The following is a 24,104-nucleotide window of genomic DNA, read 5'->3' on the forward strand; positions in this document are numbered from 1 at the left end:
TTTTGCCCTACGTGCTAGAATTAGTAAACATACTGAAAATAAAAACTATGAACAGTTTTGTCAGCGACGAGACCTTAAGGCACGAAGCCGAAATTGCCTGGCTTGTAGATATCAGCAAAATGCCTTGGGTGCGAGAGAGCGAGGTAAATTTTTCTACCAGAAAAGGAGTCTCTAAAAAACGTCTTTCAGAGCTTCAGCAAGGTCAAACTTTAGTGGGGTATGCAGAATTAGAAGATGATGCCCCTCCTACCGGAAATCATAAGTGTTTTATCAGACGAATTTTCACACTTCGTGAAAATGACTATGAAGCTTACAAAGTAGGTAGCTCTACACAGGCAGATCATCCTACTGAAGCAGTAGAACCATTAAGTATAGAACCTAAACACAAAGGGCTATCTCCGAGTAAGAAATCTCAAATAGCTGTGAGAGTTCCCCGTAGTCTTTTTAGCAAGCTCAAAAGATATGTTCAGCAAACGGGCATATCTCAAACTGATGTCATAGTTAGCGCTCTAGCTAGTCATCTAGATTCTGTCGAAGATATACCAATGATTCAGAGGCTATTAGAACTTGAAAAGAGAGTTTCTGTGTTGGAAATCAAGAGCTAATAGATACAGCCATTAGGTAAAACATCTATTTTATAGATGGGAATGACCACTTGAGGGCACAATCTGTATAGACTTTAAACTTAGTATAAAACGATGGTACAAACAATTCAAGCTCGAAATGTCACGATGTACGGCTTGAGAACAAAATTTGGAATTAAATTAGTCAGAGATGACCAATTCTTTCGCGAGTGGCAGGATAATTTGCCAGAAATCTCAGAAGCTGAGAAACAGCGATTAGACAGAGTGCAAGCAAGTTACACAAATTTACTAGAATATCCCCCACTTCTAGAAAATACAGTCAAAATGGTAGTATTGTCTCCATTGTTGGATTTAGCAGATTTTTATCTTGCTCCTTTTCACGTTACTTCCGAAAAGTCTGTAGAAATTGTTGACGAAGATGAAGGAATGATTGTCAGGGGACAGTTGGATGTTCTAGCTTTGTTTCAGGAGTTTTGGGTAGTAGTTATCGAGTCCAAGAAAGCGGCGTTCTCTTTGGAAGTAGGGATTCCGCAGTTGCTAGCTTATATGTTAGCTAATCTGAAGAGCGATCGACCTACTTACGGATTGTTAATGAATGGGGCAGATTTTCTATTTGTCAAATTAGTTAAGGGGGAAACACCGCAGTACGCTTTTTCTCGGAAGTTTTGCCTTTTAAATCCAGGGAACGAGTTGTACACCGTGCTGAGTATTTTGAAGCGCCTCGGTGAGTTGAATGTAGGTAATCTGAGTTAGTGGGGGAATCAGAAACCGGGTTTTTGCAAAAATCTTTGATTTTCACCCGCAGATTCAGTGAAAAACCCAGTTTTTTTGCTTGGAAAGGTTACGCATTTAAACCACTAACGAGGCCTGTAGGGTGCGTCAGCTCAATCGCTCCAAAAGCTAAGGTAAACGCTGTGGGCTGACGCACCCTACAATACTTTTACATACATGAAAACGTGCGATATGCTGCCAATGCTGCTTGTTTTACAGCTTCTGGGACGATCGGAAAAGTAGTCAAAACATACGCAAATTCTGCTTCCGTTAATTCGTAAAGGTGAGCGATGATGCCATCTAATTCCGCTCGCAATTTAGCGCGTTCTGTTTCATCGGTAACGCCTTCTCGGTGCGAGTTTAAGCCGACTTCTTGGGCTAATTCGTCAAATTCTGGGGCAGTGCAGATCAGTTTTGCGGCGCGCTGTACGATGTCCGAGAAGTATTTGTCACCAGTGGTTAATCGCGGGATAGGAATTTGGTAAATATAAAACATATTAAGAGTTGTAGTCACTTTTTGACGGAGAAACCAATCCACAATAAAAGAGTTACACATTGCACAAAAAGCCAACATTTCTGCTTGACCAATTTTAGATTTACCTAAATCGATACTGGTACTATTATTATCAAAGAACACTCTGCTGGGAGCAATGGTCGTAATTAATGTACGCGAGTCAGTATTACGAGCAATTCGTCGATGTACCCAACGATAGCATTGATAATCAAGTATCTGATTGCAATCTTTATTATTTCCAAGTAATTCTTTTCTCCCCATTTTTTCTTCGATCCAGTATGGCGCAGATTCATCAGTTTTAGTGAATTGATGAAACATTTTTCCTACAAAAAGTGGTAGACTATTGCTTGTGGCTTGAAGTTGAAAAAAATCAGTTCTGTTACCCCTGTCAAATTCGCGATGTAGTATACAATTCCATTTCCCCTTAATCTGTTCGCCAAGTAACGGGAATTGCAGCATTTTTTCAGCAATCCGAATATCTCCATCATTTTTAAACTCCATCACCGACAGAGAGTCAGGAGATAACTTCCGCACTAATTCAACGCTAATTCGCAAGCTATCAGCATTAGGAAACCTTTGCAGTTCCTCCACATCAAGACGCATAAAAGCAGAGGAAAACTCAGTTGTTATCCCATTCTTCTCAAAAGTAAGAACAACTATTTTGAAACTCTTATGAACCCCTTCAAAAATTGTTTTGCGATTTTCTAAACAAAATAACCCCGTGACTTGTGTTTGACTAAATAACATTTCCCGCAGTTGCTTAGTACCCAAGTCAGTGTAAATGCCGCTGGGAATCACAATCCCGCACTCGCCACCTCTGCGTAAGAGATTAAAACATTGTTCTACAAAAAGTTTATAGAGGTTAATATCCGTACCTGCTTTTTTACCATTGACAATCGAAATCTGATTTTTGTACTGTTCTGCTGAACAATAGTAAGCACTAATGTGGGGAAAATTGCTCTGATATTCCAACCAAGCATTAGCAACTTCAGAATCTTGCAAGAGTTTCTTTTGCTCTTTTTCAAAGCTCTTAATATCCATCTTTTTTTTCGTCACTAAATTGCTATGATTAGCAAAAAACTCCTTAGCATCTGGCTTGAAAACTTCCCAAGGTGGATTAGCAATAATCGCATCAAATCCTCCCCGTTCTAAAATTCTGTCAAAGTGATATCCCCAGTGAAACGGTTGCAATCTTGCAATATCATCAATAGTTAAAACTCGTTTATGAGGTTTCCCCGCTAACTGCACCTCTTCGTACTTAATTTTCAGCCTGGTAAACTCATCAAACAATAACTGATTTAACTTGACTTGCGACTCCTGGTTTAACTTTTCAATATGCTGCCGCAAATTCAATAATCGCGATTCTTGAGAAGTTCCTTCCTCTTCCCCAGACTGAAAAGCGTGTTTTTTATATAAATCAATCGACTTATTCTTGTCCGCTAAAATTCCTTTGTAATTAGCAGAAGCTAAAATTTGCAGTAAATTACCTTGGCGCGAATTTCCTACAGAATCAAATCGTTCTTCATCAACCCGAATCAATCCAATTAAGGAATTGCCAGCCATGATGTTAAAATCAATATTCGGCAGCGGTTCCAAGTCGCTGACATTCTGCGCCGCCGAAACTAAGGCTAAAAATAGTCGCAATTTCGCAATTTCCACTGCTTCCGGCATGATATCCACGCCGTAGAGGTTGTCGCTGATAATCCGTTTTTTGATATAGTAGTTGAGTGATGTATGCTCTGTTTCTATGGTTTTTAGTAAGTCGTTGAGGTAGTGGTCGGTTAAAAACTTGCTTGTACCGATGATTGTTGAATAGATGTAAATCAGCGTTTTCATCGCTGCGACTAAAAACGCGCCGGAACCGCAGGCTGGGTCTAATAATGTGAGGTTTGGGAGGATTTCTTCTAGTAGGCGGCGGCAGAGATTTGCGTCGAGATTGGTGAGGAGTTCGGTGATTGTTTCAAATTGATGGGGAATCGGGCATTGGGCATCGGGCATGGGGAATTGGGCATGGGAGGAAGAGTTAAGGGATTGGTTGATTTTGTCGAGGATTAATTTGTTGATTGTGCGATCGCACAAATATTCAGTAATCTCCGGCCTGGTATAATAAGCACCAAAGGCTTTTTGGTTAATGTATTTCTCAAAGATGTATCCCAAAACTGCCGGATTAATTTCGTTTTCCTTCCCACCAACCGTATCGTCGAGATTCCAAGAATAGCGCGCAAATAAATCTAATATTTTCTCGAAAGCAGCATCGGGTATAGCAATATTCAGATAATTCTGTTCGATGGGATGTTCCAGAAATAGTCCCCCATTCAAATATTTAATATTGCCAATCAGCCTTTCAACCTTAGAACTTCGTTCATATTGTGGCTTAGCAAATCCCTCAAAAAACAGTGTTTTCAAGAATTCCGAGTAAAATAAATCGGTTCCCCGCAGTTTACTTTCAGCTAACTTTTCCTGCAAATATAGCATTTTGCCGCTGTCGATAAACCCTTTGCGCTGCAAAAAATAAACAAACATCAAACGGTTGAGTAAAACCGAAGTATACCAGCGCCTGTCTGTCTCCTTATCTATCCCGGAAATCACACTTAAAAATTCAACGTGTTGCTGTTTGAACTCTTCAAAAAACTTCTTAGTAACTCGTTCAACATCCAATCCAGCCTGCAATCTTTGGGCGACATCAATCACCGATAGCGTTTCTAATTCTGCTAATTCAACTTTTAAAGCTGTGACTTTACTCAACATTAAATCGCAAGGTTCCCGTTTCACATATACACGATCGCGAGGATAAAGTTTTGTACCTTCGCACTTCACCCAATACCAAAGAGATTTAGTCCGATTTGCATCAATAAAAATTAATATATTTTCGCGGGATATCTGGACAATTTCGCGATAGATTGTCAATCTTTTGGCCGCATTGGGAATGTTACCGCTAGCGGTGGTAATTTCATATATAACTACTCCTAAAAGTTGGGCGATGGCTGTTCGGGAATAAGTCTCGCCATCAACTTCTGCGGGTATGGTTTTGCGGGATGATGGATTATCCCAACCGAGTTGTTGGACGAATAGTTTGTTGAATTCAAAGTCTTGGAGAAGTTGACGGGATTCTGTAAGTGTTTGCGGCATGGTTATATATTAAGGAAGAAGGAAGAAGGAAGAAGGAAGAAGGAAGAAGGAAGAAGTAAGTTAAATCTGAGATGTTGTACTATTTTCAAGAACTGGCAAGATGCCCGTTCCACAAGACTTAATTTGATTTTGGAATGGGCATCTTGCCCGTTCCCGGTTTCTCGACTCCCAATAATTATATCCTCTGAAACAAACCTAAAGAACAAATAATCATTGGTTCCCGTTTGTCTCCATCTTCACTAACTATACAAAAACGATCTTCCATTCTCAATGCTACGACTAATTCGGCTAAAGCCCGATCGCCAATACCGCTTTTTAACTGCCGATTCAACGTGTCAATTGCCGACTGGCGCAGGGGATAGCGGTAAATTTCATCAATGGCTTTTGCCAATTCCTCGGATGCGAATATTGTACCACGCATGGACTGCGCGTAATTTTTCAAACGTTCGTAGGTTCGGAACCGAGCACCGGAGGATCTCCCTAATTGTCCGCCCGCAGTTAACTCTTCTTCTGCTATCAATTCAGCACCTTTTTTGACTAATTCGTGATGCTGTTTGTCTCTCGAAATGGCAGGAGTCGCTTCGTCGCAGGCGGCAATTCTTAATATTGCCAGTTGCGATTGTGTGACACTGTTTCCCGCGCGATCGACCCAAATCAACGAATCATTACCCTCGGTAGTTTTCATGTACAATAAAACTCCTTCTGGCTGCAATGGTACGGGTGTATGAGCGCGAGTTGAGTAAACTACATTTGGCATTGATTCAATGGTTTTCTTCAAAGTCGGATTATTGTCAGTCGCATTTTTCCAAATCTGAAAAGCTTCTGATGTTAGGTCAACTTCGGCATCTTCTTCTCCATCTAAAATCCCGGATTTTTCATTGTAAATATCCAGAATGACTTGTGGTGAATCGTCCTCAAAAAATGTCTCGTCGGTGCCGACAACTTCGGCATTTTCCTGTAATCGCCGGCGCAGTCTTTCCCGCAGGTTGATAATCCGTTCTACTCCTTCGTCTGGCAAAAATGAATAGCACAAAATGCGATCGGCTGTTTGCCCGATTCTGTCTACTCTTCCCGCCCGCTGAATCAACCGGATGATTGCCCAAGGTAAGTCATAGTTAACGATAATTGCACTGTCTTGTAAGTTGTGACCTTCACTCGGAATGTCGGTGGTAATTAAGACACGCAATTCTTGTTCTGGGGAGATTTTGTCACGCTTACCGTTGCTAGTCGGACTAAACCGGAATGTGACTTCTGTGGGGTCTTTTGATTTGCCTGTCACCGATGCAATGCCTGCAATTTTGAGCTTGGTTAAGTTATCAGTTATATAGCGGACTGTATCGGCAAATTGAGTAAAAATTAGTATCTTCTCATTCGGATGAGTTTCTGCAATCAATGTCACCAAAGCTGCTAACTTTTCATCTGGTTGAGAATGCCATGCACTGCAAGTTTGTAATACTTCAATTAAAGAACGAGCATCGGCTAGCAAATCTTGTTTTAACTGCTTGCTATCAAAAAAGTCTGATTTTAGCCATTTAAATCTGCGTTGATAGCGTGTTTGATATTCTCCATAAACTACTTGTGCTCGTTGCTTAAAACCTTTTTCGCCTGACAGCAATTCAGCTTCGATATCTAAAAGTTCGCCCGAATCATCTTCGGTTTCTTCGGTATCAAAATTGCTCATCACCACTGAATCAGCATCTTCATCGCTGTTGCGGGTATCCAACAATGCTGCATCCTGAGTGCCGATCGGGATATCGGAGTTTTGCCCGATCGCATACAAATAAACAAAATTCCGCAGGATGTGCCGCTCGATCGACTGAATAAACGCACTCCCGCTGCTTTCTAGCCGTTTAAACAGGTTTGTCCGCGGAAAATCTCATCAACCGACGACCGCCACGAAATAGGGCATTTAACTGTCGCTGTTCTGCTTCAGTCGGCTGTTGTTTGGGTTTTTTGGCGATGTAATTTCCGAGTCCGTAACGGGGCAGATTTAGGGCGTTGATGACTTCGACAATTTCCTCAAAGTCAAGCTGGGAGTTGGTTGTGGAAGTTTCCGAGGAAAACTTAATGGTTCTGGGAAGGCGATCGGGAAAATAGGAGCGAGTGCGATTGGCAAATTCTAGATATCTGCGATCTTTTTCTGCATCGGTTTCCGCATAATTATCTTTGATAAACGAGCGAGTTCGCCTCACCATGTAGCGCTTCATCAAATCTCGCCAATCATCAGGATGTTCGCTCTTTTCAAAAGCCGCTAAAGAGCGCACCGAACATTGATGTCGCTTCATAAATTCTAACTCTCCTTGACTGCCGCCGCCCAATTGATTTAGCAAAGCTTCGGGCCGCAATCCTAAATTTTGGTCTTCGGGAATAAACAGTCGCAACTGAGCAGATAAATCTAAATAGGTTTTATTATAAGGAGTTGCCGAAAGCAGAATACATTTACTTTCATTGATGGCAATATATTCTTGAATCGCTCGATATCGCTTGCCTTCTCGATTTCTGAGGTTGTGACTTTCATCAATTAACACAACTCGATAGCGTCGCAATTCCGGCAATTCTTGCTGTACCCGACTGATGGATAAGACTTTTGCCAGGAGGCGATATTTATCAGCATACTCCTGCCACATTTTGACCAAGTTTTTCGGACAAATAATCAGGGTTTCCAAGAGACAATCTTCTTGGAGAATTTTGGCAATAGCTGTACCGACTAAAGTTTTGCCCAAACCTACCACATCGCCAATAATCACGCCTCCCCGTTTGGTAATGTGACGGGCTGCTAGCTTAACGGCTTCTTCTTGAAACTGAAATAAACCCTTAAAATCGCGGGGAATCTGAAATTCGGAAATACCTGCGATCGCCTCGCGGGACAAATGATAGACTCTGTTGAGATAGATGTGATAGGGTGGAATTGGTTCGGATCGCGCCCAACTGCGATCGAGAATTTCGGCGAGTTCCTTAGAAATATCAATACAGCCGTATTCTTCCCAGCGGTTTTCAAACCATTTTTGCAACTTATTACAAGCATCAGAATCTAAGATATCAAGATTCAATTCTCCTTGCTTTGAGAGTCCCGATAAAGTCAGATTGCTGCTACCCAAAAATCCGACAATCGGACTATTTGGATCGTGACGATGAACGAGATAGAGCTTGGCGTGCAGGTGATAAGCTAAGAATAATTTAACAATAACTTTTCCGGTTTTAATCTGATAGCTCAATCTGCGTAAACCCTGCTCGTCAATATCACTGGGAGCCCCGATTATCAACTGCTGGCGAAATTCCTCAGCCATCCGTTTTTTGAGGCGAATAATCGTACTATTGTCAATCCCCCGATGATGGGAAATCAGGCTAAAACTAGCATTCAATTCATCGGATGGCAAGCTTTGCATTCCCACCAAAAGGCGGCAGCAGGCTCCTTGATTTCCCACATATGCTTCGATTAAATCGCCAATGCTCCGCCATCCCCTGAGATTGAAATAGCCCACGCAAAAATCGGCGCGATAGGAGAGTTTGATGGTTTCTCGTAATGCTGGTAGCAGGGATAATTCGATGTTGTCAAAAATGCGTGGCACTTAGTTTCCTCTATGATGATTAAGTTTAAATTAATTGTAGGGAAACGGCATTGCCGTCTCCTCATTTCGGCTTATAATTGTGGTTCAATGCCAGCCGATCGCAATTGAGCGCGTAATTGCTCTAATTGGTCTTCAGCGCGATCGGCTCTTTGGGCCCCCGATAACAACAGATTCCCTTCACTATCCCACCAGCGCAACCAAGGTAATTCCATATTTTGATAAGTACCTTGCCAAATTCCCAATTCTACTCCTAACTGTGGAATCGGATAATGACCGCGATCGTTTGCTGCAACTAATTGATACCTATCTTCGATCAGATGATAGACTTCAACACTAGCCTTGCTGACTTCATAAATTCCATAAAATGCCGGATGTATGACATTTTCATAAATCCAGAATTTACCAGCCTTAGTTTCCTGTTTGCCCGATCGCAATAAAGGCGTTCTGTCCCGTTCTTCAGCACCATTCCCGGATACAAACTCTAACACAATCAACGGTGATATAAACTCTTGCCACAACACATAATAAGGGCGAAATTTACCATCCAATGTTGGTGGAACATTCGGTACATAGAACCAGTCAGGTGCTTCTGCACCCTTTTCTAAGGGGTCAGTTAATCGCCAATAAATACCGCTATCTTGACCGATACAATAGTTACCGTCAGCGTGAATTCTTTCTAAGATAGGAGTTATGGAATCGGTTAGTAAAATGCTTTGGGGATGTTCTTGAAAGTTCTTCACAAAAGTACCGTCTGATTCGGGTAGTTGAGTATGATCCGGCCAGCCTGTGGGATTGTTTTCTACATCTAAGCTGAATTTCATGGTTTTATGGTGATTGAAGGTGTTTGTGCGATCCTCTTCGAGGGCTGCGCTAACGGCTTTTAATTTTGATGTTGATGATAGGATAACTTTTGCTCTCCATTCTAATCAATTTGCTCCTCAGTCCCTGCGCCAAAGCCATATGGAAAAAAGGTCGATCGCACCCAACCAACCCCAACCGCTAGCCCGAAGTGAGATAACCCCCCCGCAGCCCCGTGGCTCGACGCGGTACAATAAATGCGATCGAACTTAACGCTTATATTGAAAAAGCTACACACAACGCCACAGGAGACAACGGACGTATGGGAAAAGTAGTTGGCATTGACCTCGGAACGACAAACTCAGTAGTAGCCGTCATGGAAGGCGGCAAACCGGTTGTGATTGCCAACGCAGAAGGGATGCGGACAACTCCTTCGGTGGTTGCTTTCACCAAGGAAGGAGAACGCCTTGTCGGACAAATGGCCAGACGCCAAAATGTTCTCAACCCCCAAAACACCTTTTACGCCGTCAAACGGTACATCGGGCGCAAATATACCGAACTGACTCCAGAAGCAAAGCGCGTCCCTTACACAACTCGCCGCGACGACAACGGAAACATCAAAATCAAATGCCCTCGCCTGAAAAAAGATTTCGCCCCAGAGGAAATTTCGGCGATGGTGTTGCGGAAGTTGGCCGATGAAGCCAGCCGCTATCTGGGACAAGAAGTTACGGGGGCTGTAATCACTGTTCCTGCTTATTTCAACGACTCGCAGCGACAGGCGACGCGGGATGCTGGCAGAATTGCCGGACTTGATGTGAAGCGGATTTTAAATGAGCCGACTGCGGCTTCTTTGGCTTACGGTTTGGAAAGGCGAGAAAGTCAAACAATCTTAGTTTTTGATTTGGGCGGCGGTACTTTTGATGTATCTATCTTAGATGTTGGAGATGGAGTATTTGAAGTTAAAGCAACTAGCGGCGATACTCAGTTGGGTGGCAATGATTTTGACTCCAAAATTGTTGATTGGTTGGCTGAACAATTCTTAGAAAAAGAAGGCGTGGATTTACGCAAAAACCGCCAAGCTTTGCAGCGCTTGATCGAAGCGGCAGAAAAAGCAAAAATAGAGCTGTCGGGAGTTGGCGTCACTGAGATTAATTTGCCGTTTATTGATGCAAATGAAGATGGGCCTTTGCATTTGGAAACGCGTTTGACTCGCGGTCAATTTGAGGGGCTGTGCAGCGATTTGGTGCAGCGGATGCGCCGTCCGGTGAAACAAGCTTTGGCTGATGCCAATATGAGTCCTTCTCGGATTGATGAAGTTGTGTTGGTCGGCGGTTCGACTCGCATTCCTTTGGTGCAGGAAATTGTGCGGAGTTTGATCGATCGCGAACCGAATCAAAATGTCAATCCCGATGAGGTTGTGGCGGTGGGTGCTGCTATTCAGGCGGGGATTTTGGGCGGGGATGTCCGGGACGTGCTGCTGTTGGATGTGACGCCCCTGTCCCTGGGCTTGGAAACCATCGGCGGGGTGATGAAAAAACTGATTCCGCGCAATACTACTATTCCAGTTAGGCGATCGGATATTTTTTCGACTGCTGAAAACAACCAAACTGTGGTAGAAGTTCACATCATCCAAGGGGAACGGGAATTAGGTAGAGATAATAAGTCTTTGGGACGGTTTAAATTAACGGGAATTCCGCCGGCACCGCGAGGGATCCCGCAGGTACAAGTGGCTTTTGATATTGATGCTAACGGGATGCTGTTGGTGACTGCTTTGGACAAAACTACCGGCAGGGAACAAAGCATTACTGTGCAAGGTGCTTCGACGCTGAGCCAGCAGGAAGTGAATCAAATGATTCGCGATGCGGAACAGTTTGCTCAAGCTGATAAGTTGCAGCGGGAAAAGGTGGAAAAACGCAATCGCGCTGAGGCTTTGGCTTATCAAGCTGAGCGACAGTTGCGGGAAGTTGCACTCGATCGCGGAATGCAGTTTGCCCAAAGAAGCCGCCAGCGCATTGAAACTTTAATTCGGGAATTGCGAGACAGTTTGGAACGTAAGGATGAGCGGGGAGTTGACCAAGTTGGCTCGGATTTGCAGGATGCTCTTTACGATTTGAGTCGGGAAGTCGCGGCCTTTGCTGATGATGACGATGATGATGATTTCTTTGAGTCTGTGAAGCGGACTTTTACAGGCGATAGTACCAAGCGGCGCAGCGATGACAGCAGCTATTATCAAAATGCTAAGCCCTACAGGCGATCGACAGTCGATCCAATGCCCGATCGCCCTTACGATCGCTCTTACGATCGCGATCGTATGCCAGATCGCGATCGATCTTACGATCGCACACCCGATCGCCCATACGATCGCACACCCGATCGCAGAACCAGCAATAACCGCCCAACTCGCCCCTATCAAAATCAAAGCGACGACTGGGATGACGACGATGATTGGTTGTAATTGAAGGAAGAAGGAAGAAGGAAGAAGGAAGAAGTAAGAAGTAAGAAGTAAGAAGGAAGAAGGAAGAAGGAAGAAGGAAGAAGGAAGAAGGAAAATAGCGGATTTTTAGCAGAGAATATGTGACCGCCCTTTTTCCACTTCTTCTGGACTTCTTTTTTCTCTCCTCTACTACACTAGACTTCTTGGAAATAGATAGAGATTACTATAATCAGCAAGGAGAAAACTATATTTTTTTATGAGTCATAGAGAACAATACATCTGGCAGCGGGGTATTTATCTTTGTCAACTTTGCTACGAATTAACCAAATCATTTCATCCATCTGAACTTTATGGTATTACCAGTCAAATTCGCCGTGCATCTGTATCAGTACCAGCTAACATTGCTGAGGGATATGGACGTTTAAACAGTTGACAGTTGACAGTTGACAGTTGACAGTTGACAGCGAAGTGATAAGAACAGAGATTTAAACTCCGTTCTTATCACAATCTGCCTTCATGCTGGGGCTTCAAACCCTTGCTATTCGGTGAGCACGAAAGAGTATATTCGATATTTACAAATAACTCTCGGTTCGCTGCGAGAACTGGATACTCATTTAGTGATTTCTGAAAAAGTGGGGTTAGGAACGCACCAGCAAATATCACCGGTTGTTAAAGAAGTAGATGAAGTCACACGACTAATTGTCAGCACAATCAATAAACTTAAACCAGAATAAAACATCTTTCCCTCTTCCCTCTTCCCTCTTCCCTCTTCCCTCTTCCTTCTTCCCTCTTCCTTCTTCCCTCTTCCTTCTTCCTTCTTCCCTCTTCCCTCTTCCTTCTTCCCTCTTCCTTCTTCCTTCTTCCTTCTCAAATTATGCAAAACTTTCGTAATTACTATCAAATACTGGGAGTGCCCAGAGATGCTACGGCTGACGAGATAAAAAAAGCCTATCGACGACTCGCGAGACAGTTACACCCTGACGTGAATCCCGGAGATAAATCTTCCGAAGATAGGTTTAAAGATATTAATGAAGCTTACGATATTCTTTCCGATCTCGAAAAGCGCGCTCAATACGATCAGTTTAGTAAATTCTGGAAACAAAAGGGATTTCAAGGCAAACAAGGGGTAAAACTTCCCAATTTTACAAGTTGGGGAAATAGTAAAAATAGCCGCAAAAAGCCTGCCGAAGATATCGATTTTAGCGATTACTCAGATTTTAATAAATTTCTCGATCAAGTCCTCGGAAGGCGCCGGGAAGTGAGGATGGCGACAGAGAATGATGCACCGCGAGTTCCCACTTCGGAACCGTGGAATACGGCTTCTAAGAAAACCAGTTATGTTGCTAATTCTCGGGAAGAGAGAAGGGATTTGGACGATCGCGAAATTCGACGCGAAACTCGCGAAATGGACGATCGCGAAATCAGACAAGACATTGATGCGAGGCTGACTCTGCCTTTGGAAAGAGCTTATTCCGGCGGTACCGAGCGCATCCGCTTGGATGACGGGCGGTGGATCGAGGTAAATATGCCTGGGGCGATGGTATCGGGCCAGCGAATTCGCCTGCGAAATCAAGGTATTGGCGGTGGCGATTTGTACTTAAAAATCACCGTTTCTCCCCATCCATTTTTCCGCTTGGAAATGTCGGATATTTGCTGCGAATTGCCACTGACACCCTGCGAAGCGGTACTTGGTGGAGACATTGAAGTGCCGACTCTAGACGGCTTGGTGAAGATGAAACTGCCACCGGGAGTCACGTCTGGGAAGCGGTTGCGGCTGGCGAATAAGGGCTATCCGACTGGAAATGGCGATCGGGGAGATCAGCTAGTAGAAATTCAGGTGTTAATTCCCAAGGAAATTAGTGACGAAGAACGGGAATTGTACGAAAAATTGCGGCAAATTGAGACTTTTAAACCGCGTCAGAATTTGTATGATTAATTGTAGGGTGCGCACTGCGCACCTTACCGAAATGTAGGTGCGCACTGCGCACCTTACCCATCAGCCAATTCCGCCTTGAGGGCGTCAGGGGTTTCCCATCACCCATCACCCATTACCGATTACCGATTACCGATTACCGATTACCGATTACCGATTACCCATTACCGATTACCCATTACCGATTACCGATTACCGATTACCCATTACCCATTACCGATTACCCATTACCGATTACCGATTACCGATTACCCATTACCGATTACCCATTACCCATTACCCATTACCCATTACCCATTACCCATTACCTATATGTTCACATTCATCAATCCTAAAACTGATTTTGCCTTCAAAAAAATCTTTGGTTCTGAAAATAGCAAAGACATTCTAATTAGTTTTTTGAATGCCTTGCTATATGACAATCAGCCCACCATCGAAAGTTTAGAAATCGTCGATCCTTATTCATTGCCGCTAATTCGAGGTCTTAAGGATACTTACTTAGATATTAGAGCCAACTTAAATGACGGCACAACTGTCATTATCGAGATGCAGGTTTTGAACGTAGAGGCTTTTGAAAAACGAATTTTGTACAATGCAGCTAAAGCTTATTCCACGCAATTAGAAACAGCCGATCAATATGTAATGTTGAATCCAGTGATTGCCTTGACAATTACTGATTTTGAAATGTTTGAGGATTTTGACAAAGTAACTTCGCGGTTTGTTCTGAAAGAAAGAGAGTTTTTAAGTGATTATCCTATTTACGATATCGAATTAGTTTTTGTCGAGTTACCCAAGTTTAAAAAAAGTCTGGAGGAGTTAGAAACTTTGACCGACAAATGGCTTTATTTTCTCAAAACTGCCAGAGACTTAAACACAGTACCTGAAACAATGGAAGTTGTGCCAGAAATCAATAAAGCATTTGCAATAGCAAGTAGAGCTAATTTGAATCGTGACGAGTTAAGTGACTTGCTAAAACAGGAGATTTATATCCAAGATCGGCGAGGTGCAATATCTAAAGCAGTGCGAATAGGAACAGAAAAAGGCAGAGAAGAAGGCAGAGAAGAAGGCAGAGAAGAAGGCAGAGAAGAAGGAATCAAAACAGGACAAATAGCACTGATTGTTCGTCTGTTGGAACGCCGTGTAGGTGCTGTCACTCCCGAAGTTCAAAGTCAAATCGGGGAATTGTCGATCGCGAAATTAGAAGATTTAGGAGAAGCTTTGCTCAATTTTACCCAAATCTCGGACTTAGCAGCTTGGCTGGAAACACAAGATTTAGCCGCCCAATAGCCGTTAGCGCAGCCCTCGAAGAGGATCGCACTTTCAGCCATCCTCGATAACATAAGTAGAATTACTGTTGCAAATATTCAGGAACTAGCCGAAAATTAACCCTAAGCTAATTTTCCCACAATACAGGAGCATTCTGCCGCGATGACTCAAATGCCGCCTCAATGCAAAAATCTGCAAGAGCAAGTTGACTCTCTACTGCAACTGCTGCGTCAGGAACCGTCTTTGCGACAACAAGATATCACGGCGGTACAAGCTTCTCTAAAAAAGGCAATTTCTCCCGAGTTTGAGATTGTGTTTGCGGGCGCTTTTAGTGCGGGAAAATCAATGCTGATTAATGCTTTGTTGGAGCGAGAATTGCTCTACAGTGCGGTCGGACACGCAACCGGTACTGAATGCTATATCGCCTACGCTGAATCTACCCAAAAAGAGCGTGTTGTTCTCACTTTTTCGAGCGAAGTTGAGATTCGCCAGCAAGCCTATGCTCTTTGCGAACAGTTAAATTTAACTACTGAAATTGATATTAATCTCACAGATGTAGTTAAAATTTTAGCTCAGGGATGCAGCATAATTATCGAAAAGGAAGGCGGAGAAAATAAATCGGAGAGAGCTAAACAAGCGAAGGCTTTGACTCTACTTTTAGAAGGGTTTGAAGCGAATCGCGATCGCATTCAAGCTGTGGAAAATGCAACTTATTCGATGGAACAGTTTAATTTTTCCAATCTCAAGGAAGCTGCAAGTTACGCGCGGCGCGGTAGCAACAGCGCTGTACTCAAGCGAGTTGAATATTACTGTTACCATCCGCTGCTGCAAGATGGGAATATTATTATTGATACGCCGGGAATTGATGCGCCTGTCAAACAGGATGCGGAATTGACCTATGATAAGATTGAAAGCCCGGATACTTCGGCGGTTGTCTGCGTCTTGAAGGCTGCGTCGTCTGGGGAAATGACGACGGAAGAGACGGAGTTGATGGAGAAAACGCGATCGAATCCCGGAATTCGCGATCGCCTGTTTTACATTTTCAACCGCATTGACGAAACTTGGTACAACGCGCAACTGATCCAGCGCTTGGAAAATCTGATTAATTCCGACTTTCGCGACACCGCCAGAGTCTATAAAACCAGCGGATTGCTGGGATTCTACGGGAGTTTGATTAGAGGGACAACCGGGCGCGATCGCTTTGGTTTGGATAGCATATTTGTCGAAAGTCGCGATCGAGTTGATGCAGACACGAATGCGGATAGTAAAAGTGAAAACACTGAAGAAACACCGCTATTTGTCAGCGAATTTAACCGCTACTGTGCGAATTCCGGGAAACTATCTCCCAGCAAATTTCGGATTTCAGTTAACAGCTACGAAACGCCCAGTCAAAACTACGTGCGGATTCTGGCAGAACAAGGTCAACCATTAATTCAGCAATTAATTCAAGATAGCGGCATCGAAGATTTTCGCACAGCCATCACCGATTATCTCACCAAAGAAAAGCGCCCGCAACTGTTCAGAAATCTGGCTGACGATTTAGAGGATTTGTGCATTCAACTGCGGAAACAATACCAAACAATTCAGCGGAATTTGGACAGCCAGCCCCGCGAAATTGAAGCGATGAAAGCCCAAGAACTTTTACGTCTAAATCAAGAATTGCAGCAAGTCGGACAGGAATTTCGAGAACATATCGCCAAAGAAGTAAATGATATGATTATGAACAGATGCGATATTTTCGATACAGATTTTCGCCAACTGCAATCTCGGATGATTCGCCGCTTGGATGAATTGCTAGATGGATTTTCGGTTGAGGCGGCTTACGGACGAACTTTGATGAGTCATCCGCGCAATGCTACTGCACCTTTAATTGCGGTTTTAGTGGAAGCGCTTTATTATTTAGCCAATCAGTTGGAAGATATTTTAGTAGAGGCTACTAAGTCACTGGTTGAGAATTATTTCCAGTATTTAAAAGACAGCATTCGTAAGTCAGAATATTATCGATTACTTTATCGGTTGTTGGGGAATGACGGGGGAATTGAACAGCAGTTAGAGGAGTTGTCACAGCGGGTTTCTCGTGCTTTGGTGAATGCGGCGGGCGTGGAGTGCGATCGCTACGTGCGAGAAAGTCCCCGTTTTTACGACGAAGGCACGTTTTCGATTTACCAATTCCGGGAAACATTGCAGCAAACATCCCAAGGTTTTGACTGCGAAAATATGGTAGACGCGCAACCAGCAATTCGGCAATTATTGAGGCTAGATTTTGAGCCGAAAGTATCGAAAACCATTCGGCAAACTTTCCGCCAAACTGTGAATCAAACGCTGAAAGAGCATTTGTTACCGATGGCGGAACAGCAAGCTGATGATATTTTGCAGAAATACAGTCAAGCCCGCGATTATTTGGAGCAAACTTTGGCACAGGAAGCTGAGGAGAAGATTGCTAAGAATCTGCGGCTGCAAGCTGAGAATGAAGAGAAGATTCAAGAGTACGATCGGGCGGTTTCTGGGATTAATAGTTGTTTGCAGGCGATGAAGTTGCACGAGCATTTGTTGCCTGTAATTGGAGAAAATAATAGCGTTGTTGTGGATTGTGAATGATTGTGCTATAATAGCCAACAAAGAGCGACTTTAATTCTATGAACATTCGCCAAAAACTTCTAACAATAATCGAGCAACTTCCCGATGATAAGTTGGCAATACTTCTCAACCTAGCGCAGTTTTTGACAACAGGAAAAGAATCTGTTCAACCGATGCTTGTATCCCAAGCTTATCAAGATTGGCTGAGTGCGGAAAATGACATTTATGACGAACTATTTGCTGATGAACTTGCGAAGAGGTGATGTAGTGTTGGCTCAAGTACCCATGCCTTCTACTCAGCTAACACAGTTTAAACTGCGTCCGGCTGTGATAATTTCGGCAGATAATCTCAACCAAATTATTGACGATGTGATGATTGTACCTTGTACTTCTAAGACAACTCGCTCTTTGACGGCAGCTCAATATTTGATAACAGGAGATGAAATTGCATTGGCTGGTATTAGAGTTGAGTCTGTAGTTAGGTGCGAGTCCATTTTTACCCTCAATAAGTCAATGATTACTCGCAAACTGGGTGCTTTTTCAACTGAGGCTATAAACCACGTTAATCGCTGTTTGATGGTAGCTTTGGAATTAGAAATAGTAGATTAAATAGGACTTGCACGAGGGTGGTAAGTGAATGATTGCAATTTTGGCGATTGAAATTACGGCGATTGGAAATCGCGGCTACACAGACAAAACCCGCCTCCGCGGGTTGAAGACATTCTTAGTCCGCGGAGGCGGACATCGTTTGTATAGCCGCGGTTTCCAACCGCCGGGATTCTTGCCAAAATATAGATGCTACTCTAAAATAGTTAGGATGACAGTTTAAAGAACTTAGAGATTAATATGGAAGATAAATTTGATTTCCATAACTGCGGTAATGATGATGCTTTATCTTTTGGTGACGCAATGCTTAAAGTAGAAAAACTCAAGGAAACAGTAAATAGAGTTTTACCTGAAGATGAGTTAGCACAGACACTCAATAAGTCGTTAAGCCAACAGAAACTAGATATTGATGTAGGTTTAAATACTGACCAACAAACTAGGGCTTATGAAAACTGATTTGGTGAGGGTATAGATTGTGAAATTCTCAGAGTGGGTGCTCAGGGCTGGAAGAAAGGGAAGATGAAGCTCAAACTCAATGTCACTATAGAATTTTGCCCCGACGAACCAGAAGTAGAAGAAACACCAGAAAACAACGAGTCAGAAACTAGCCAACCAGAATCCCCCCTCGATGATTTGCGCCGCCAATTTCTCCAACAAGAAAACTCACTTAGCTAATCAATCAAACCTCTGCGGTTAAAATACATCATGACTAAAACTTCCAGAATTACTATCCCTCCAGAAGTCAGAAAATACGTATTCACTCGCAACAAATACCAGTGCCAAAGCTGCGGCCAAACCAAACTAGAAGCAGAACTGTCGATCGATCATATCATCCCCCTAGCCCGCGGCGGCAGCAACGACATCAGCAACCTGCAAACCCTCTGCTGCACCTGCAACCAAAGGAAAACCGACAAACTAGACCCGCGCTTTAAGCGACACTTTGACCTGTGATATTTAGTATAATAAGTTTGACCGTTTGATATGGAAATTGCACTCTGCCATGCGATCGCACTTTTAACTCCTAGCTAGGATAACTGCAATGCTCACAAAAACAGTTGACATACAAGAAGCACAAACAAATTTAAAAGAGTTATTATCTCTAGCACTTAAAGGTATAGAGGTTGTTCTCACAGAAGGTGGCATTCCCCTTGTACGATTAGCGCCCATTGCATCCCCAGCTAAGCCGCGCACAGCAGGATTGCACGCTGGAACAATCTGGACAAGTGAGGATTTTGATGAACCGTTATCTGATGAATTCTGGACAGGGAATCTATGAGATTACTCCTCGATACTCATACCTTCATTTGGTGGGACAGTTCCCCGCAAAGACTTTCACCAAAAGCTCTTGCCTTGTGTCAAAATCCAGAAAATACTTTGCTTGTAAGTGTTGCCAGCATTTGGGAAATCCAAATCAAGCTCCAACTTGGTAAACTAAGTCTGAATCTGCCTTTAACAGAAGTGATAGAAAGCCAGCAAGTGACTAACAATATAGAATTGCTACCTATTACTATTGCTCATGTTTTAGCCTTGAATAACTTACCAACTCATCACAAAGATCCCTTCGATCGCCTATTGATTGCTCAAGCCAATATAGAAGACGCTGTGTTAGTGAGTTGCGATTCGATATTTGCCAAATATCCGGTCAACATTGACTGGTAACTCCTACCATCGATAATACCGATAAGGATCGTCCCCATTCTCAAAATCTGTCTTATAATCCGGGTGATAAAACTCCTGACTCGAACCGTTAAATACAGCACCATCCGCCCTAAAACTTGCCCCTAAATTAGCTAAAATCTGAGCATTTGCCCGAGTTTGCCGCCAGCGAGTAAAACGCAAATAAGTCTTAGCATCAGCATTCAAACTATCCGGGTCAATTTGAGAGAAAATCGCCACGCCCTTACCTACAGCAACCCGGCTTAACAAACCGTCAGCACCGATTTCTCCCCCAGACTTAATCAACCAAGTATCATAAAAAGAGCGCGATCGCAAATCCGAACCGCTAAGCCCCTTCACCTCATCCCAACCAGGCACCGCCAGCGAACCCCCGAAATCCTTCGCCTGCTGCAAACCCACGCCCAAACCCGCAACAGGTACTTGACGCGGCAAGAAAAACGCATTTCCGCCACCATTCAAATAAGCGCGCAAATCTGCATCTTTCAGATTCGCTTCGGCACCCACAATCGCCAAACCAGCATCCTGAGAAAGCGCATTAGCCCGCTGATAAATTACCCCCAAACTGTCCAACTTCTTGGCATCTTTGTCTCCCCCAATTAAAACCACCTTATCCGGCTTTCCAAGCATTGGAGAATTCGTCCCGTAACTCACAAGTTGCTGGACTAACTGCGCCGCCCCACCATCTACAGAATAATGGTCTTCCACATCCAACTCGTTTAAAATCAGCCGCCCTTTTCCATAATCCAATTCCATCAGCGGGGAATAAGCTAAATCAAACTCAGATTCCAAAATTGGCCGCCAACCGCTGCGGTGCGGCTTCTCAATTGAAGCGCTGCTGACTGCGCCGCGATTTCCCCAATGCCAGCCGTACCAAGGCATATTTGCTGGACTCAATCTCGATCCAGTTTGAGTTGTATCTGGATAAGCTTCAACCAGCGTACTTTCCCCCATCCAATCCCGCAAATCTTCACCGTCTAAACCGATAATTGCTGGATGATTGCTGTCAACTGGATAGGCGCGGCGGCTGACGTGTTCGGCAACCCGCAAACCCATGTTTTTCAACCATTCCCGGCGCTGAGGAAACACCATTGTTTTGCCGCCGTTTCGCACGAAATTTTCTAAATTTCCTGGCAAATTTTGCCCGCTAGAAAAAGCTTCCCTACCGATAATTAATAGCGATAAAACTTGCGAACCATTCCAAGGCACCAGACTATAACCTAACTGCTTTAACATTGCCGATGTTTTGCCAACTGGATCGAAGATTGTTAGCGTATCCTTGATTTTGGCTTGATTGGCAAACACCCGGAAAGGAAATGTATCAGAATGCGGCCGATCGCCAATTCGTGCAGTTAAACTAATTTCGCCGTCAGCTTTGCTAGAAATTGTATTTGGCAATTTCACGTCAATTGGGAAAAATAGCGTGCCTGCTGTGTCAATTTTCCCCTTCTTCTCCCCAGTTGCTACCTCTTCTCCCCCGACCATAACTCGCCAATTTAATGCAAAATCTTGCTGCGCTCTGGTATCGTTAATTAATACTATTTGCTTAGCCAATTTGCTGCCTGCAAAAAAGCTGTGATCTTTGGCAGCAAAAGCCTGATTAGCACCAGCAATCCAAGCTAAAGTCGGGCCGTTATTCTTCATAATTGCCTCCCCTGCCGGATAAATTTTGTAAGCTTCTGGTTGCAAATGATGCATCAGATTGTTGGACACTTGCTTCAAATAAACACCTCGGCGACCCGATTGAAATCCTCCCAGATCTACCTTGGTTCTGCCAGCATCCGAAACATCCCAACCGTGTCCTTGCTGCCAAGGAATCATGCCCCCAGACATTCCAAAAGTCCGCCAAGTCCGCCAAGTATTCGTACTGAATAAATACTGCAACTTTTGAAAAGCAGGTGCAAAATCTAAATCCTTGCTCATGTGCCAGCTTTTATACTGCATATCCTTGACAAATTGCTCGCGAATTTTACGTTTATAAGTGGGAGTTTCTAAGTCGTAAGCTTGTTTGCCAAAGTAAATTGCTGCAAATTCAGTCATCCAAGGTTCGCTAACAATCACCTTATCAAAACCTTGGCGGTTCCGCATCATGGTCGCGTGCAGAGGCGTGCCAAATTCTACTACCATGTAGGGCATTTCTCCGGTTTTACTCCACTCTGAAATCCATTCTTCCCTTTCTTGTAACGGCATCACATTTAAATAAGAATTTAGCGAATAAACATCGCCAAAAGTGCCGCCTTGATGTACCATTACAGGTCTGGTTGGGTCTACAGATTTCATAGCAGCAAAAGCTTCATTTCCCAGGGGGGTTTTTGCCCGCAAACGCTGGTCTTCGACGGGGCCGATTGTTCCTTCTACTGTTTTCTTGCCGATGCGGCGGGGATTTTGGTCGTCACCGTTGCCGAAATAATTGGGACTTGTTGCCCACATTAATACTGAGGGATGATTGCGGTAGCGGCGCATTTCTGCTGTCATTCGCCCTTTCCAGCGATCGATAATTTGGCGGTTATTCCATTGTTCGCTCCAAGCTATGGGAGTAATATCTAATGCGGGCGCCATAATTGGAAAACCTTTGAGATCGGCGCGTTCGGAAAATAGTTCTCTGAAGTGCCATCTACCCCGTTCGTCGTGATTCCAAGGCCAGATTTCTGCTATATTGAAACCAGCTTTTACATAGGCGTCTATTAAACTGTCTGAAACTTCTACTGTGCCACCTTCCCATGTATCGGAATGCAAGGCGGGACGCAGGCGAAACTCGGTGCCATTTAAGAAAAATTTGCGCCCTTGTACCCAAAATTCGCGGAAGCCGAAGGGTTGGTTGTATTGCGTGTTAACGCCGCTGCCTGTTACTTCTAATTGCAGGGTGTAGAGGTTGGGTTTGCCGGCATCCCAAAGGCGGGGACTTTGCCAATCCCACTGGACTTTTACGGTTTGAATTGGTTTGGCTTGAACGGTTGCAGTGCCTGTAAATTTTTGTTCGACTTTGCCTTTTTCGTCGAGCATTTGCGCTACAAGCTGAACTTGACCGTTTTGGGTAATGTCTTTGAGTTCTACATCTAATTTAATTTGCTTTTTTCTGGTGGAAGTTTGGACGTATACATCGCTAACTAGCGGGCCTGGGGCCACGCTAAGAACCCTGACTTCGCCGATGATTCCCCGCGATTGCAAGTTGGATTTTGTGGTGTATATTTCTGTGGGACTCATGATCACGGCTTTGTCTTTTTCGTCGGAGACTGCTGCGACTAAAATAGATATTGTATTTTGACCTGGTTTGGCTACTTTGGTAATTTCAATATTGCCGTAGGGCCATTCGATTTGACCGCAGTTAATGCCGTTGACAAAGATAATTGCATCGGTGCTGACTCGGGCTAAGTCGATAAAAATGCGGCGGTTTTTCCACTCGCCGGGAATGTCTATTTTTTTCTGATACCAAGCTTTTGATAGTTGTTTGCTGTTGAAGTTTTCCCAGTCTTTGCCGGTGCCGCGAGTGATGATTCCGGGTATGAATTCGTTTTTTTCTTCTTGCCAGTCTCCGGGTACTTGGATGGAGCCCCAATTTGGGGAGGCGGGGGGACTTTGGGGGTTGCCTGTGGCGGGGACAAATTGCCAGGTGCCGTTGAGATAGATTTGGTTGCGCTGGTTGTCGATCGCGCTGGCGGTAGCTGTAGTAAGATTCGGAAAGCCGATCGACATTACTGAGTTGGTGACCGAGTTGGGATTTTGCACCGCGTAACCGATGAATCCGAAGACGATGGCGGCTGCGAAAAATAATCCGATAATTTTTGCCAGCTTGTGATTCATCGTAAGTTCCTCCCAGAAATCAACTTATCCAGTTTGTCTCTTCATTTATCATAAGCTGCTGCGCGCATCAATTGCTTGGTTTCGACGAGTGGACAAAGGGGAAAGTGGGAGATGGGGAGAGTGGGAGAGGGGGGGAGTGGGAGAGGGGGAGAAAGGGGAGAAAGGGGAGAAAGGGGAGAAAGGGGAGACGTGGGAGGGAGCATCTCAGTTTTGCATTTATTATAGTGCGAGCGTCCCCGCTCGCGTATTGTAAAATACGCGAGCGGGGACGCTCGCACTCAAAGAAAAAATGCTTTTTACAAAAATGAGATGCTCCTGAGGGGGAGATTGGGAGAGGGGGAGATTGGGAGTATTTTTCTGATTCTCTGTGACTAATGACTGATGACTGATGATAAGGTTTGCGAGCGGGGACAGCACTGATGACTAATGACTGATGAGGGCGGGCACG

General features: G+C 44.0%; 18 protein-coding genes and 1 pseudogene. 14 read left to right on the forward strand and 5 right to left on the reverse strand.

Annotation, left to right across the window (positions count from 1 at the left end):
• Positions 1 to 47: 47 nt before the first annotated feature.
• Both JGK14_RS03505 and JGK14_RS03510 read left to right on the forward strand, forming a co-directional pair.
• The gene (locus tag JGK14_RS03505) at positions 48 to 605 is read left to right on the forward strand and encodes a DUF6009 family protein (RefSeq protein WP_293183368.1); all 558 of its coding nucleotides are present in this window, start codon (positions 48 to 50) and stop codon (positions 603 to 605) included.
• A 93-nt stretch (positions 606 to 698) separates the two neighbouring features.
• Positions 699 to 1,337 carry a restriction endonuclease subunit R gene (locus JGK14_RS03510; RefSeq protein WP_293204911.1) on the forward strand — a complete coding sequence of 213 codons (639 nt, stop codon included), beginning with the start codon at positions 699 to 701 and terminating at the stop codon, positions 1,335 to 1,337.
• A 187-nt stretch (positions 1,338 to 1,524) separates the two neighbouring features.
• Here the strand turns inward: JGK14_RS03510 and JGK14_RS03515 are convergent, their stop codons facing one another.
• The 4 genes from JGK14_RS03515 to JGK14_RS03530 form a co-directional block, all read right to left on the reverse strand.
• A complete protein-coding gene (locus tag JGK14_RS03515) occupies positions 1,525 to 4,998 on the reverse strand; it encodes an Eco57I restriction-modification methylase domain-containing protein (protein ID WP_325314770.1) in 3,474 nt (1,157 codons plus the stop codon).
• Positions 4,999 to 5,173: 175 nt separating this feature from the next.
• Positions 5,174 to 6,778 (reverse strand): C-terminal helicase domain-containing protein, encoded by a 1,605-nt coding sequence (locus JGK14_RS03520; protein ID WP_325314771.1) that lies wholly within the window; start codon positions 6,776 to 6,778, stop codon positions 5,174 to 5,176.
• Between the two features lie 70 nt (positions 6,779 to 6,848).
• Complete coding sequence (locus tag JGK14_RS03525) at positions 6,849 to 8,567, reverse strand: phospholipase D-like domain-containing protein (RefSeq protein WP_293325893.1); 1,719 nt, start codon at positions 8,565 to 8,567, stop codon at positions 6,849 to 6,851.
• Between the two features lie 71 nt (positions 8,568 to 8,638).
• Entirely contained in the window at positions 8,639 to 9,388 is a 750-nt protein-coding gene (locus JGK14_RS03530) for a Uma2 family endonuclease (protein WP_293325896.1), read from the reverse strand.
• A 299-nt stretch (positions 9,389 to 9,687) separates the two neighbouring features.
• On the opposite strand from JGK14_RS03530, the gene dnaK reads away from it, so the two are divergent.
• From dnaK to JGK14_RS03590, 12 genes and pseudogenes are all read left to right on the forward strand, one after another.
• The gene (gene dnaK / locus JGK14_RS03535; protein WP_293183431.1) at positions 9,688 to 11,820 is read left to right on the forward strand and encodes a molecular chaperone DnaK; all 2,133 of its coding nucleotides are present in this window, start codon (positions 9,688 to 9,690) and stop codon (positions 11,818 to 11,820) included.
• A gap of 235 nt (positions 11,821 to 12,055) precedes the next feature.
• Entirely contained in the window at positions 12,056 to 12,232 is a 177-nt protein-coding gene (locus tag JGK14_RS03540; protein WP_293183382.1) for a four helix bundle protein, read from the forward strand.
• 112 nt (positions 12,233 to 12,344) lie between these two features.
• A complete protein-coding gene (locus JGK14_RS03545; RefSeq protein ID WP_293183384.1) occupies positions 12,345 to 12,533 on the forward strand; it encodes a four helix bundle protein in 189 nt (62 codons plus the stop codon).
• Between the two features lie 140 nt (positions 12,534 to 12,673).
• Positions 12,674 to 13,735 carry a J domain-containing protein gene (locus JGK14_RS03550; protein WP_293313488.1) on the forward strand — a complete coding sequence of 354 codons (1,062 nt, stop codon included), beginning with the start codon at positions 12,674 to 12,676 and terminating at the stop codon, positions 13,733 to 13,735.
• Positions 13,736 to 14,044: 309 nt separating this feature from the next.
• On the forward strand, positions 14,045 to 15,019 hold the full coding sequence (locus JGK14_RS03555) for an Rpn family recombination-promoting nuclease/putative transposase (RefSeq protein ID WP_293183388.1): 975 nt from the start codon (positions 14,045 to 14,047) through the stop codon (positions 15,017 to 15,019).
• A 141-nt stretch (positions 15,020 to 15,160) separates the two neighbouring features.
• Positions 15,161 to 17,596 (forward strand): dynamin family protein, encoded by a 2,436-nt coding sequence (locus JGK14_RS03560; protein ID WP_325314773.1) that lies wholly within the window; start codon positions 15,161 to 15,163, stop codon positions 17,594 to 17,596.
• 38 nt (positions 17,597 to 17,634) lie between these two features.
• Positions 17,635 to 17,838, forward strand: coding sequence for a hypothetical protein (locus JGK14_RS03565; protein WP_293192105.1), 204 nt, complete (start codon positions 17,635 to 17,637; stop codon positions 17,836 to 17,838).
• The gene (locus tag JGK14_RS03570; RefSeq protein ID WP_293192107.1) at positions 17,801 to 18,184 is read left to right on the forward strand and encodes a type II toxin-antitoxin system PemK/MazF family toxin; all 384 of its coding nucleotides are present in this window, start codon (positions 17,801 to 17,803) and stop codon (positions 18,182 to 18,184) included. Before JGK14_RS03565 ends, JGK14_RS03570 begins: the two co-directional genes overlap by 38 nt.
• A 237-nt stretch (positions 18,185 to 18,421) precedes the next feature.
• Positions 18,422 to 18,856, forward strand: a pseudogene (locus JGK14_RS03575) (KGK domain-containing protein).
• A gap of 30 nt (positions 18,857 to 18,886) precedes the next feature.
• Entirely contained in the window at positions 18,887 to 19,132 is a 246-nt protein-coding gene (locus JGK14_RS03580; protein WP_293212379.1) for an HNH endonuclease, read from the forward strand.
• 88 nt (positions 19,133 to 19,220) lie between these two features.
• Positions 19,221 to 19,457: a type II toxin-antitoxin system Phd/YefM family antitoxin gene (locus JGK14_RS03585; protein WP_293183398.1), complete on the forward strand. Its 237-nt coding sequence runs from the start codon at positions 19,221 to 19,223 to the stop codon at positions 19,455 to 19,457.
• Entirely contained in the window at positions 19,454 to 19,840 is a 387-nt protein-coding gene (locus JGK14_RS03590) for a type II toxin-antitoxin system VapC family toxin (RefSeq protein ID WP_293183400.1), read from the forward strand. Before JGK14_RS03585 ends, JGK14_RS03590 begins: the two co-directional genes overlap by 4 nt.
• Before the next feature lie 3 nt (positions 19,841 to 19,843).
• Here JGK14_RS03590 and JGK14_RS03595 read toward each other — a convergent pair whose 3' ends face one another.
• Positions 19,844 to 23,656, reverse strand: a complete 3,813-nt coding sequence (locus JGK14_RS03595) for a glycoside hydrolase family 2 protein (RefSeq protein ID WP_293204890.1) — start codon at positions 23,654 to 23,656, stop codon at positions 19,844 to 19,846.
• Between the last annotated feature and the right edge of the window lie 448 nt (positions 23,657 to 24,104).

The organism is Microcoleus sp. PH2017_28_MFU_U_A (assembly GCF_020738035.1).
Taxonomy (GTDB): domain Bacteria; phylum Cyanobacteriota; class Cyanobacteriia; order Cyanobacteriales; family Microcoleaceae; genus Microcoleus.

Excerpts from the sequence above, each read along its gene's own strand:
- JGK14_RS03505 (WP_293183368.1), top strand. The coding sequence starts at position 48 with ATGAACAGTTTTGTCAGCGACGAGACCTTAAGGCACGAAGCCGAAATT.
- JGK14_RS03510 (WP_293204911.1), top strand. The coding sequence starts at position 699 with ATGGTACAAACAATTCAAGCTCGAAATGTCACGATGTACGGCTTGAGA.
- JGK14_RS03515 (WP_325314770.1), bottom strand. The coding sequence starts at position 4,998 with ATGCCGCAAACACTTACAGAATCCCGTCAACTTCTCCAAGACTTTGAA.
- JGK14_RS03530 (WP_293325896.1), bottom strand. The coding sequence starts at position 9,388 with ATGAAATTCAGCTTAGATGTAGAAAACAATCCCACAGGCTGGCCGGAT.
- dnaK (WP_293183431.1), top strand. The coding sequence starts at position 9,688 with ATGGGAAAAGTAGTTGGCATTGACCTCGGAACGACAAACTCAGTAGTA.
- JGK14_RS03540 (WP_293183382.1), top strand. The coding sequence starts at position 12,056 with ATGAGTCATAGAGAACAATACATCTGGCAGCGGGGTATTTATCTTTGT.
- JGK14_RS03550 (WP_293313488.1), top strand. The coding sequence starts at position 12,674 with ATGCAAAACTTTCGTAATTACTATCAAATACTGGGAGTGCCCAGAGAT.
- JGK14_RS03555 (WP_293183388.1), top strand. The coding sequence starts at position 14,045 with ATGTTCACATTCATCAATCCTAAAACTGATTTTGCCTTCAAAAAAATC.
- JGK14_RS03560 (WP_325314773.1), top strand. The coding sequence starts at position 15,161 with ATGACTCAAATGCCGCCTCAATGCAAAAATCTGCAAGAGCAAGTTGAC.
- JGK14_RS03565 (WP_293192105.1), top strand. The coding sequence starts at position 17,635 with ATGAACATTCGCCAAAAACTTCTAACAATAATCGAGCAACTTCCCGAT.
- JGK14_RS03570 (WP_293192107.1), top strand. The coding sequence starts at position 17,801 with ATGACGAACTATTTGCTGATGAACTTGCGAAGAGGTGATGTAGTGTTG.
- JGK14_RS03580 (WP_293212379.1), top strand. The coding sequence starts at position 18,887 with ATGACTAAAACTTCCAGAATTACTATCCCTCCAGAAGTCAGAAAATAC.
- JGK14_RS03585 (WP_293183398.1), top strand. The coding sequence starts at position 19,221 with ATGCTCACAAAAACAGTTGACATACAAGAAGCACAAACAAATTTAAAA.
- JGK14_RS03590 (WP_293183400.1), top strand. The coding sequence starts at position 19,454 with ATGAGATTACTCCTCGATACTCATACCTTCATTTGGTGGGACAGTTCC.
- JGK14_RS03595 (WP_293204890.1), bottom strand. The coding sequence starts at position 23,656 with ATGAATCACAAGCTGGCAAAAATTATCGGATTATTTTTCGCAGCCGCC.